Annotated in this window: 12 protein-coding genes; 4 read left to right on the top strand and 8 right to left on the bottom strand. The window is 30.9% G+C overall.

Going from position 1 to position 12,473, the window contains the following annotated elements:
• Positions 1 to 66: 66 nt before the first annotated feature.
• From dapB to K8354_RS02970, 6 genes are all read right to left on the bottom strand, one after another.
• The gene (gene dapB / locus K8354_RS02945) at positions 67 to 768 is read right to left on the bottom strand and encodes a 4-hydroxy-tetrahydrodipicolinate reductase (RefSeq protein WP_223445271.1); all 702 of its coding nucleotides are present in this window, start codon (positions 766 to 768) and stop codon (positions 67 to 69) included.
• 1 nt (position 769) lies between these two features.
• The gene (locus K8354_RS02950) at positions 770 to 1,279 is read right to left on the bottom strand and encodes a DUF5683 domain-containing protein (RefSeq protein WP_223445273.1); all 510 of its coding nucleotides are present in this window, start codon (positions 1,277 to 1,279) and stop codon (positions 770 to 772) included.
• 87 nt (positions 1,280 to 1,366) lie between these two features.
• Positions 1,367 to 2,251, bottom strand: coding sequence for a ParB/RepB/Spo0J family partition protein (locus K8354_RS02955; protein WP_223445275.1), 885 nt, complete (start codon positions 2,249 to 2,251; stop codon positions 1,367 to 1,369).
• 1 nt (position 2,252) lies between these two features.
• Positions 2,253 to 3,017 (bottom strand): ParA family protein, encoded by a 765-nt coding sequence (locus tag K8354_RS02960; protein WP_223445277.1) that lies wholly within the window; start codon positions 3,015 to 3,017, stop codon positions 2,253 to 2,255.
• A gap of 177 nt (positions 3,018 to 3,194) precedes the next feature.
• Positions 3,195 to 4,658, bottom strand: coding sequence for an aminoacyl-histidine dipeptidase (locus tag K8354_RS02965; RefSeq protein WP_223445278.1), 1,464 nt, complete (start codon positions 4,656 to 4,658; stop codon positions 3,195 to 3,197).
• A gap of 96 nt (positions 4,659 to 4,754) precedes the next feature.
• Positions 4,755 to 5,387: an NAD(P)H-dependent oxidoreductase gene (locus K8354_RS02970; RefSeq protein WP_223445279.1), complete on the bottom strand. Its 633-nt coding sequence runs from the start codon at positions 5,385 to 5,387 to the stop codon at positions 4,755 to 4,757.
• 110 nt (positions 5,388 to 5,497) lie between these two features.
• On the opposite strand from K8354_RS02970, the gene K8354_RS02975 reads away from it, so the two are divergent.
• From K8354_RS02975 to K8354_RS02985, 3 genes are all read left to right on the top strand, one after another.
• Positions 5,498 to 6,772, top strand: coding sequence for a DUF2851 family protein (locus K8354_RS02975; protein ID WP_223445280.1), 1,275 nt, complete (start codon positions 5,498 to 5,500; stop codon positions 6,770 to 6,772).
• 307 nt (positions 6,773 to 7,079) lie between these two features.
• Complete coding sequence (locus K8354_RS02980; RefSeq protein ID WP_223445281.1) at positions 7,080 to 8,291, top strand: tetratricopeptide repeat protein; 1,212 nt, start codon at positions 7,080 to 7,082, stop codon at positions 8,289 to 8,291.
• A gap of 17 nt (positions 8,292 to 8,308) precedes the next feature.
• Complete coding sequence (locus K8354_RS02985) at positions 8,309 to 8,914, top strand: tetratricopeptide repeat protein (RefSeq protein ID WP_223445282.1); 606 nt, start codon at positions 8,309 to 8,311, stop codon at positions 8,912 to 8,914.
• 78 nt (positions 8,915 to 8,992) lie between these two features.
• Here the strand turns inward: K8354_RS02985 and K8354_RS02990 are convergent, their stop codons facing one another.
• On the bottom strand, positions 8,993 to 9,607 hold the full coding sequence (locus tag K8354_RS02990; protein ID WP_223445283.1) for a tetratricopeptide repeat protein: 615 nt from the start codon (positions 9,605 to 9,607) through the stop codon (positions 8,993 to 8,995).
• A 35-nt stretch (positions 9,608 to 9,642) separates the two neighbouring features.
• Positions 9,643 to 11,850: an urea transporter gene (locus K8354_RS02995; protein ID WP_223445285.1), complete on the bottom strand. Its 2,208-nt coding sequence runs from the start codon at positions 11,848 to 11,850 to the stop codon at positions 9,643 to 9,645.
• Positions 11,851 to 12,032: 182 nt separating this feature from the next.
• Between K8354_RS02995 and K8354_RS03000 the strand changes: the two genes are divergently transcribed.
• Positions 12,033 to 12,470, top strand: coding sequence for a VOC family protein (locus K8354_RS03000; protein ID WP_223445287.1), 438 nt, complete (start codon positions 12,033 to 12,035; stop codon positions 12,468 to 12,470).
• The last annotated feature ends 3 nt before the right edge of the window (positions 12,471 to 12,473 follow it).

The following is a 12,473-nucleotide window of genomic DNA, read 5'->3' on the forward strand; positions in this document are numbered from 1 at the left end:
AATTTCCTTTAAGTAGGAATAATTGTATAATTTATAAGGCGCAAAATAGAAAAAATGTTACAGTTCTTAACCAATGTTTAACACATCTTTCATAGAAAAAATGCCTGTTTTATCTAAAATCCATTCTGCGGCAATTACGGCTCCTAAGGCAAATCCTTTTCTGTTATGAGCTGTATGTTTAATTTCTATGGTATCCACTTCAGAATTGTACCAAACAGTATGCGTTCCAGGTACATCCGGAATTCTTTTTGCCATAATCGGTATATGTTCTTCGGATGAAATTTTATCTAACTCCCATGCGGTTTTAGAAGAGTTTGCAATAATTCCTTCTGCTAAAGTAATTGCTGTGCCACTTGGAGCATCTAACTTTTTTACGTGATGAATTTCTTCCATAGAAATGTTATAATCTTTTAGATTACTCATCATTTTTGCCAACTGTTTGTTTAGTTCAAAAAAGATATTAACACCCACACTATAATTTGAGGCGTAGATAAAAGCTCCTTTTTTTTCTTTACACAGCGCAACAGCGTCTTCATATCTGTCTAACCAACCCGTTGTTCCAGAAATTACAGGAACATTATGCTGTATGCAATTAGAAATATTATTGAAAGCTGAATTAGGAACGCTAAAATCAATCGCTACGTCTGCTAGCGTAATGTCAATGGTGTCATCAACATCTTTTTTAATCACTATTTCATGACCTCTGGAAATTGCGATTTTTTCAATCTCTTTTCCCATTCTTCCGTAGCCTAAAAGTGCAATTTTCATTTTAAAAAGTATATTTAATTTTGAGTCCTACAGTTGGTGCATCAAATCGAATAGGATTTGAAATTACACTAGGTCTAAATGATAAATTATCATCCGTATTAAATTGCAATAAATGTGCATTTACACTAGCTTCTACAATTTGTAAGATATATAGTATAACGCCTGTTAATAAGGACATATCTCTATTTTCTCTTAATTGTTCTTGAGCAGTTTCTAGGGTTTCTGTAGAAACAATTAGTTGACCATTTATGTTAAATTCATCCACTAATCCGTTTTTTCTTAACTTATACGCAGTTCTAAAACGTTTATAGTCGCTATTGTTAATTTGATAATAATAAGCAGGAATCGCTAATGCTCCCCAAACGATAGGAGCTTTCCAATATTTCTTATTATAAATTTGCCCCATTCCTGGAAAAATAGCGGAATAAAATGCTGCTTTAGAAGGGGCTAAAGGATTATAAATACCTCCTTGCTTTATTTTTCCTTTTATTTTAAATTCTTTTAATTTCACACTTTTTGATATGGAATCTTTTTGGGCTAAAAGATTCACAGAAAAACATGCGAGGCATAAAACAAGTATGGCTTTTTTGAAAAACAATTATTTTAAAAGATTTTTAATACGATTAAAGTCTTCTTCAGAATGAAAAGGAATGGAGATTTTTCCTTTTCCGTTTGCGGTTATTGTAACATTGATTTTGTGTCCCAAATAATCGCTAATATCTTTTACACTTTCTTTAATGTAGGGTGGTACAACTTTCTTTTTTGGTTTTGCTATAACACCAGATTTTAGAGTTTTTACTAAATCTTCAGTTTGTCTTACCGATAATTTTTCACGTAAAATTTTCTCATAAATCGCTAGCTGATCTTCAGTGTTGTCCACATTAATCATTGCACGGCCATGCCCCATAGAAATAAAGCCATCACGCATTCCTGTTTGTAAAATAGGATCTAATTTTAACAAACGCAAATAGTTTGTAACTGTAGAACGTTTTTTACCAACTCGTGTGCTTAATTCTTCTTGAGTTAATTGAATTTCATCAATTAAACGCTGATAAGAAAGGGCTACTTCTATGGGGTCTAAATTTTTACGCTGTATGTTTTCAACCAAGGCCATTTCTAGCATTTCTTGATCGTTGGCAAGCCTTATATAAGCTGGTATTGTATTGTTTCCTATTAATTTTGATGCTCTAAAACGTCGTTCACCAGAAACTAATTGAAATTTATTTCCTTCTAATTTTCTTACGGTTATTGGCTGAATTACGCCTAACTCTCTAATAGAACTAGCAAGCTCTCTTAAAGATTCTTCGTCAAAATAAGTTCTTGGCTGATATGGGTTTACATCAATTAATTCTAGCTCTAGTTCAATAATGTTCCCAACAACCTTATCTGCATTTTTATCGGATGCAGTATTGATGTTCGGTGTATCTTGTAACAAAGCAGATAATCCTCTTCCTAAAGCCTGTTTTTTTGTTGCTTTTGCCATTCTACGAATTCTTTTTTAATAATTCTTGGGCTAAATTTAAATAATTTACAGCGCCTTTACTAGTGGCATCATATGCAATTATACTTTCGCCATAACTTGGTGCTTCTCCTAAACGCGTATTTCTTCTTATAATTGTATCAAAAACCATGCTAGAAAAATGTTTTCTAACTTCATCTACAACTTGGTTTGATAAGCGCAATCTAGAATCGAACATGGTGAGCAGTAAACCTTCTATATTTAAATCAGAATTATGTAAGTTTTGAATACTTTTTATGGTATTCAGTAGTTTTCCTAAACCCTCTAACGCAAAATACTCACATTGTATAGGAATGATCACAGCATCTGCTGCAACTAGAGAATTTAAAGTGATTAAACCTAATGATGGTGCGCAATCAATCAAAATATAATCATACTGATCTTTAATTTTTTCAACCGCTTTTTTAAGCATATACTCTCTTTCTTCCTTGTCTACCAATTCTATTTCTATTGCCACCAAGTCGATGTGTGCAGGGATTATATCTACATTAGGAGAAGATGTTTTTACAATAGCATCTTTTGCAGCAATAGAGTTTTCTAAAACTTGATAAGTTCCATATTCTACAGCATCTACATCTATGCCAAGACCTGAAGAGGCATTTGCTTGAGGATCAGCATCAATTAATAATACTTTTTTCTCTAAAACACCCAAAGCAGCTGCTAAATTAATGCTGGTAGTTGTTTTACCAACTCCTCCTTTTTGATTTGCAATTGCAATTATTTTTCCCATACCGAGGCTCTTTTTCTAAAGAGTAAAATTACATTTTTTTATGTTTTCTGAAAATGAAAGATGTTAACAAAAGAATAATCTTTTAAAAGATTGCATTTAAGTGTTTTATGTTCTTTTCTTTTGAGTTTTTAAACAATTGTCAGCATTCAAATGAACGTTATTTTTTATAGTTTGCTATTATTTTTTTTCTGGAATATTTTTTAAAACCTCCATGAATAATTTCCAGAATTTTTGAGTGGATGATATTTGAGCGCGCTCATCTGGAGAATGCGCTCCTTTTATAGTTGGTCCAAAAGAAATCATATCTATTTTAGGATAATTCTGACCTAGAATACCACATTCTAAACCTGCATGACAGGCAGCAATATTTGGGTTTTCTTGAAATAATTCTTTATACAAATTTTCAAGGACTACTAAAATTTCTGAATTTAAGTTAGGCAACCAACCAGGATAGGTTCCTGCAAAATCAACATCAAAACCCGCCAATTCAAAACAAGATCGTAAGGAATTTGCCAAATCCCATTTATTACTTTCAGAAGATGAGCGCGTTAAACACGCTATTTTAATTGTACCCTCTTTTACAATAACTCTTGCAATATTATTTGAAGTTTCTACGAGCCCTGAAACATCAGGACTCATTCTATATACTCCATTTAAAGCGGCATAAATAGCTTTGATAAAACCTTCTTGAACTCCTAAATCCATCACTTTTTCTGGAGATGTAACTTCCTTTATTTCAATCTCTAAATTAGCTTCTAATGTTAAAAACTCTTCTTTTATTGTGTTTATTAATTGAGTACTTTCAAACAGAAAAGGTTCTTTAGAAACAGTATCAATAATAACAGTTGCGAAGCTTTCTCTAGGAATTGCGTTTCGTAAACTTCCGCCATTAATGTTGGCAATTCGCAAACCAAAATTAGTGAAGCCATCAAACAAAATACGATTCATAATTTTGTTGGCATTTCCTAAACCTTTGATGATATCCATTCCTGAATGCCCTCCATTTAAACCTTTTACAGCAATTGTAAATCCAGTTGTATTCTTAGGGGTTTCTTCTTCTTTATAGGTTCTGGTAGCGGTTACATCTACACCACCGGCGCAACCAATTCCGATTTCATCATCTTCTTCGGTATCTAAATTTAACAAGATTTCACCCTTTAATATACCTCCTTCTAAACCCATAGCTCCCGTCATTCCGGTTTCTTCATCAATGGTAAATAAAGCTTCAATTTCTGGATGTTGAATATCTGTAGAAGACAAAACTGCCATAATTGCAGCAACCCCCAAACCATTATCTGCACCTAAAGTGGTGCCTTTTGCTTTTACCCAATCTCCATCTACAGACATTTTAATGCCTTCTTTATCAAAATCGAAAACAGTATCTGCATTTTTTTGATGCACCATGTCTAAATGCCCTTGCAGCACAATGGTTTTTCTAGTTTCCATGCCCAACGTTGCTGGTTTTTTTATGATGACGTTGCCAACACTATCAACAAAAGTATCGAGGTTTAATTTTTTGCCAAAATCAACCATAAACTGGATAATTCTTTCCTCTTTTTTAGAAGGTCTCGGAACAGCATTTAAATCTGCAAAATGATTCCAAACTGCTTTTGGTTCTATATTTCTAATCTCTTGACTCATGATATTATCTTTAAAATTGGTGCATCAAAAGTACAGTTTTTAAAGACCAAAAAAAAGCCCTCTGAAGAAAGAAGGCTTTTTATAGTTTTAATTTATTTAGTTGATTTCTATGATTACATCCTCAAGATTTTTACGAACCTTTTTCAAATCTTTCATATAGTCATCATCGGCTCTAAAACCAACAGGTAAAGCTAACGTGGCGGTTAAATTTTGTGCATCTAAGTTTAAAACTTCATCATATTTTTCAGGAATAAAACCTTCCATTGGGCAAGAATCTATTTTTTCTAAAGCGCAAATTGTAAGTAAATTACCTAAAGCTAAATAGGCTTGGTTTTTGTTCCAGGCAAATAATTCGGCTTGTGTTTTTTTCTCAATTTCAGCAGTTAAAAATTTTTTAAAAGGATTCATTACCGAATCTGGAGTTGCTCTAACCTTTTTTACTAAATTAAAATAATTTTCAACTTCTTTGCTGCTATATTCTTTTGGAATGCAAATAACAAGAAGATGCGAAGCTTCTAAAACTTGTGGTTGATTGTAAGAATGTACAACTAATTCTTTTTGAATGTCTTTATTCTTAATTACTAATAGTTTTAAAGGCTGCAAACCATAAGAAGTTGCTGTTAAATTAAAGGCTTCTTTTAAGGTTTCTATTTGTGCTGTTGATAAGATTTTTTTAGTATCAAATTTTTTAACGGCATATCGCCATTGTAAACTTTCTATCGAATTCATTTTTTTTATTTAAGGTGTAAAAATAAACGATAAAAATAGTTTGAGAAACGTACCTCTATTGGAAAAATTGATAAGCAAATAAATTTTTTTGTATCTTGAAGCAAAAAAAGATGCACGAAGAATTTCTTTATTATGTTTGGCAGTACAAAATATTTTCGAGTCTTAAGTTACAAACTTCTGATAATAAGGAGATTTCTATTATAAAATCAGGAATGCATAATAAAAATTCAGGGCCCGATTTTTTAAATGCTCAAGTAAAAATAGACAACCAACTTTGGGGTGGAAATGTAGAAATGCATATAAAATCTTCTGATTGGTATTTACATAAACATGAAGAGGATGCTAATTATGATGTGGTTATTTTACATGTAGTTTGGGAGCATGATGTCGATGTTTTTATGAAAAATAACCAGCCTTTACCAACATTGGTGCTCAAAAACTTTGTTTCGAAAGCGCTTTTAGTAAATTATAAAACTTTAATGTATCATCAACAACGTTTTATTCCTTGTGAACGTCAAATTTTAAAAATAGATGAATTTCTTTTAAATAATTGGTTAGAACGATTGTATTTTGAAAGATTAGAACAAAAATCAGGTTTTATTAAAGAGTTATTAGTGCACACAAATACCGATTTTGAAGCTGTTTTATTTCAATTATTAGCTAAAAATTTTGGGTTAAAAGTTAATGGAGATGCTTTTTTACAACTGGCAAATTCTCTTGATTTTTCTGTGGTTAGAAAAGTTTATTTTGATAAAAATCAGCTCACTGCATTGTTTTTTGGTCAAGCAGGATTTTTAGAAGAAGATCTTCCAGAACATTATCATCAACAATTGCAGCAAAACTATCGGTATCTAAAACATAAATATAAATTGTTGCCCATCGCAAAAGAACAGTTTCAATTTTTTAGAATGCGACCTCAAAACTTTCCAACCATTAGAATCGCGCAATTAGCAGCTCTAATTTTTGAACAGCACAATTTGTTTTCAAAATTGATGCATTGTAATAAGAAAGAAGAATTTTATGCGTTGTTTTCTTTTGAGGTTGATGCGTTTTGGAAAACTCATTTTACTTTTGAATCTGTGTCTAAAAAATCAGCTAAAAAATTATCAAAATCATTTATAGATTTAATTTTGATAAACACGATTATCCCTTTAAAATTTCTCTATTTACAGCGTAGAGGAGAGGTGAACGAAGAAGAAATTATGCAATTAATAAAGCAGGTTTCATCAGAAAAAAATAGTGTTATTTCTAAATTTTCAGCACTTAAAATTATCTCAAAAAATGCTTTAGAAAGTCAGGCTTTATTAGAGCTTAAAAATAATTATTGTTCAAAGAAACGCTGTTTGCAATGTTCTATAGGAAATACTTTGTTGAAAAGAAAATAAATATTATTGACATTTATAGCATCTTAGTTGTTTGGAATTTAAGAGGAGGTTGATTACTATATAGGTGTTTTTTAGGGTATTTAGTTTTCTTCAAAAACAGGAAAAAATGGCTGTTTTTTACACTGTTTAATAGGCATACGTGGAAGATTTGAAATTTTAAGACGCGAAGATTCATGAAATAAAACTATCATTATGTTAAAGGTTGAGATGACTTAAATCTCAAAATCTGTGAAGAAAAACCAATAGAATTTAAAAATAAACCGTTAATTTTGAAGATATACTATTTTAGTTACTAAATACATATTTTGTGTCACTCAAGCAACATCTATTCATCATAAATTTTTTGCTAATTTCTTCTTTTAGTTTTTCGCAAGATGTTAGTTTTCAGGAAGTAGACTCTGTAACCTATACTTTATATCAAAAGGAACGGTGGCAGCAATTAGCAGCATATGGTAAACAATTGGCTCCGCAAAAAATAGATTATTACTATTATAATGTAAGATTGGGCATTGCGCATTATAATTTAGGAGGATATTACAATGCCATTTCGTATTTTAAAAATGCGATCAATAACAATACTACAGATTTTGCAATTTCTTATGTATACTACTCGTACATTAATCTCGGGCAAATAGAAAGGGCTAAAGAAATCTACAATCAATTAACAGAAGAATCTCAAAGAAATATAAAAAACGAGAATAGAGCATTAGCATCAGTGTTTGTTGAATCGGGTTTAAAAAGCTCGAATACTACATTTCAAGACGATTTAACGTATTATTCTTTCACAGGATTACATCGTTTTTCTGATAAAACAGCTATCGTCACAAATATTAGTTTTATTAATCAAGATAGTGGTTGGGAAACAAATAATCAATATCAATTAGGGTTTTTTCCTTCTTACTATTTATCTAAAGGGCGATCAATTTCTTTAGGATATGTGTATGCTAATAATACCAATAAACGAAGTGCAATAACAACAGGAGAGGAGTTTAAAACGAATACAATTATTACAAATAATGCCATTATAGCAAATTATAGCAAACAATTTCATAGGTTTAGAGCAGAAGGATTTGTGCAATATATCCATCAAGTTAAAAAAACTACGGGAGAGGTAGAGATTTCTGAGTCTTTAAATAATACGATTTTTGGTGCTACCGTTTCTTATGCTTTGCCTAGTGTAAGGGATCGTTTTTCTTTTGGAGTAAATTTAGTTTATGCTTTCGGGAACTCAAATTCTTTTATGGCTAGCCCTTTCATCACCCTAAGAATCTCTCCAAAATTATTTTTTAGAACTGTGTATTATACGATTGATCATTTCTTGTACTTAGATAAAGATTCTAATATTTTATTTGTAAATGCTGATACAAATACACAGCGAATAGCAGGGACTTTTAACTATATTTTAAATGCAAAATGGCAAGTTGTAGGAACCTATTCCAACGAGAATATTACGAATATTGATCCTTTGTTAAATCATAAATTGAATTCCTTTTTTGTGGGTATTAATTATCATTTTTAAAATAGAATCTTATGACTATGAAAAAACTAGTGATTACTTTTTTATGCACACTTTTGTTTAGTACAACTATTTCAGCTCAGTCTGAGAGCTCTAAAGCTTACTCTAAAAGTTATGAATTAGAAGCCGCCAAAGATTATAAACAAGCCATTGTAGAAATGGAAAAAATATATGCCGAAAGTTCTTATGACATGAATTTGCGTTTGGGATGGTTACATTATATGGCTGGCGATTTTTTTAAATCGCAAAAATACTACGATAAAGCAATTGAAATAGCTAAGAATTCGGTTGAAGCAAGATTAGGATTGATTTATCCATTATCTGCCATGCAAAACTGGAATAATGTTTTACAAACCTATTTAGACATTGTTTCTATTGATGCTCATAATAGTACTGCAAATTATCAAATAGCAGTGATATACTTCATACGACAGGATTACCAAAAAGCATTGAAATTTGCAAATAATGTGCATACATTATATCCTTTTGATTACAATTCGAATGTATTAATTGGAAAAATAAAAATTAAGCTTGGAGATATTTCAGGAGCTAAAAGGCACTTAAATAGAGCTTTAAATTATAGTCCTACTTCTCAAGAAGTTTTATATTTGTTATCAACTTTGTAATCCTTAGATTCAATTTTTAATCATAAAAAGGCATTTGTTTTTAGAATAACTGTTTTTTTACATCACTTTAAATTTATATTACTTAAGCAAAGACAAGCCTTCTAATGCCGAAGTGTCTTTTGGACTGTATAGAAGTACTTTGTGAAATAAAATTGAGGCATTGTTTTTATTGCCTAAAAAGTAATTCGTCCAGCCGCTCATTAATAAGTAATTATAATTAAAAGGTATGAGATTTAGTGATACATCAAAATATTTTTTAGCCTTTATAAAATCTTTTCGATAATAGTAGATCAATCCTAATTGATAATTAGCTGTCGTATTTTTAGCATCTAATTTTAGTATAGACAAGTATGCCTTCTCGATAGCGACCCAGTTTTCTAATTTGTTATATACAGTAATTACTGCCCATAAAGGCTCTGTCGCTGCTGGTAAAATTTCAGCTGATTTTTTATAGTATTCTATAGATGCTTTTGTTTTATCCGCTAAATAGTGCAACCAGCCTAGACGCAAATTTATTTCGTAAGAGCTAGGTAAATAAACGGCTTGTAAATCAGAGATGGCTAGGTCATATTGCTCAGCATTTTCATGAATGTAAGATTGTTCAAAAGCATCGGTTATTTGTTCATTTTGAGCGTGCAATGAGACCGATAATAAGAGTATTGTTAGAAAGATGATAGTTTTAGTATTTTTCATGATATATATAGATAAATGGTTGCTGTTTTTACTTTTTATTTTAGAGTAAAAGAATAAGATGCTGATTTGTTTTTTTTATGAATGGTAAGACGCTTAATTGCATGGTCTTTAAATTCTAGTTCAAAATTTATTTTTTTGAATGTATAATCCATCACTTTTGCTTGCACTTCAGAATGCACAATTACGTTTTGAGGTGCATATTCGTTGTCAGAAGATATAAAGTTAGATTTGTAATTGGCTTTTGTAAACAAGTAAAAGGGAGCTAAGAAATCTTGAAAAAACTGAATTAACTTTCCATTAAAATGAATTAATGGTACCTTATCTTCTATAGTGATGGCTTCATAGTAACCTAGTAACTGTCTGTAGTTTGCAAGGTAAAAATGAAACAACAAAGAAGATCTATCTCCTTCAAAATCTGTAAAATAAAACATCACTCCGTCATTGACAAAATAGGCGTAAGATTTGGTGTTTTTACAGTAGATATATGTTTTGTTATAGGCGTCTGTAAGAATTTCCCACTCTGTACTCGTTAAAGTTGCTTCATTTTCTAAAATTATTTTATGACCTGGCATTAAAGAGTACGCCACAACTAATAATTGATTTACATTTACATTGCTAATAAAAGCGTCTTCATTGGGTACTTCAGAAATTTTTAAGGCAAGTTCGTCTCCTTTTCGTTCCATAAAGTACGCAATAGGATACGGATAGGTTACTTCACCTAATACCGGTGTAGTTTGTAATTGAAAATGGATGTGAGGTTCGGGTGATCTTCCTGAATTACCACATAGCGCCAAAAACGTTCCTTTGGTTACAAATTGACCTATATAAACCCCAAAGGTGTCTTTTTTTATATGACTTATCTGTGAAAATAATCCATGTAAATGATTGATAATTATTGTATTTCCCCAATTGTTTTCGGTATCCATGTCTCCAATATCGTTATCGGCCACATTGTTAATAATATCATATACATAGCCATCATAAGGAGCTAAAATTTCTTGATTATAGCAATAAAAGTTGTCTTTTCCAAAACCTTCTCGAGCACTAAGTGGTAATCGATAGGTATTGTTTAAATGATCTTTGATGACAAAATCTAAGGCTTTACTCCAATAGCCAAGATGTGTAATAGTGCCATTATACCCCTGACTAACGTTCCACTCACCTTTAAAAGGAAGCGCTAATTTATATAAGTGTTCGTTTTTAAAACGTTGTAAAGAGTTCATATACTTATAGATGGTTTTTTCTGCCGAAAAATATTGATGGATGACCACATATAAATAGCTGGTAAAAAGTCGTTGATTCAGTGCAAATAGAAAAATAATAGTAATGATACTAAAAGATAAAGAGTAGGGTTTAATTTGAAATTCTAATAAAATTTTAGTTAAAGCCAAAGAAGTTAAAAGAACTACAGGCGTCAGTATAATAACGGTTAGGTAGCTGTAAAGATTTGGTATTAGAAAAAAGCAACCAATAGCAATTCCCATAAAAATAAAATTTGCGCCGAGCAAGTTGTTGTTTAAATCACTTACATCTGCGCCAAAAATGTAATAGTAAAAATAGGCGCAAGCAAATCCTAAAAGACCTAATGAAAAGGCAATTCTAGAAAATTGTAGTAAACCAAAGGCTATAATCATTCCACTAAGAACGCTATTTTGAAAAAAAGTTCCTGCCAAAGTTTTAAAGAAGGTAAGAACAAAAGTATGCAGTGGTAGGTCATCAAGAGAATGTGTAAATTGATAAAAAGCAGAACCTTCATTGAGCAAAGATTCATTAATGACATAGATATGAGATTCATCTAAAGTAATATTACTGAAATTAGCAGCGGCTAAAGAAACAATCCAATAGGTAATAATAAAAGGTAAGATTAAAAAAGGAAGTCCATAAATGGTCAAAAAACCTTTAATACTTACTGTTATGAGTAATAAAACGACTATTGCTGAAATAAATAGTATGACAAAAGAAAAATTAAAATTGAATTCGTATCCCATCGCCATTCCAACAAAAAGGGCATTAAAACCAAATAATCCCGTTTTAATATCTTCTTTGTTAAAACCTATAAAATGGGCGATTACATTAATGAGTACAACAGCAACAAATCCAGATATTCCTACAAACGGCGTAAAAAAAGTAACAACCAATATACAGAGCGCAAAGAGGTTATTTACAGAAAAAAAGACTAAACTGTAACTATTTAAAATACATTGAATCCAGTAATTCGTTTTAAGTTTTTCGATAAATATCATCGATTATATAATTAGAAATTAAATATTATTTTCTATTTATTTTCAAAAGTAGCAACAATTATATTAAAATATCATAGGTTCTTGCATTTAAATTGTTAAAAAATTAAAGATGTGATTTTTTATATACCGTATTTTTTTAGTACGTTAGCATAGTATAAAGATTACAAATATTATATCCAATTATGGGGTCTACAGTTAATTTAAAAAATAGGATAAAAGAAGCAAGTTTAAACAAGTTAAAAGGGGAGTCTGTTTTTAAAAACTTTGTAAGTTGGTTTGAAATACCTGCCTATAATCATTTCAGATCCATGGCGTTTTACAACTATATTTATCAAATAGAAATGAAATATGTGGAGCTAAATGGATATGCAATGGCATTTTTTCCAGCAGATTCTGGTATAGGTGGCGCTATTGTTACGGGGGTTGGTTGCGTTCCTAGTGAAACAGGAACCTTAATTTATTTAAATGCAGGAGAAGATTTAAATGTTGTTTTAGCAAGAGTGAACGAGGCCGGAGGTAGAGTTGTAATGCAGAAAACGTTTTTAGGTGAAAATGCAGGGTACTTTGCTTTGTTTATTGATTCTGAAGGAAATAGATTGGCATTACATTCAAAAAATTAATAG

Source organism: Polaribacter litorisediminis (assembly GCF_019968605.1).
Taxonomy (GTDB): Bacteria; Bacteroidota; Bacteroidia; order Flavobacteriales; family Flavobacteriaceae; genus Polaribacter; species Polaribacter litorisediminis.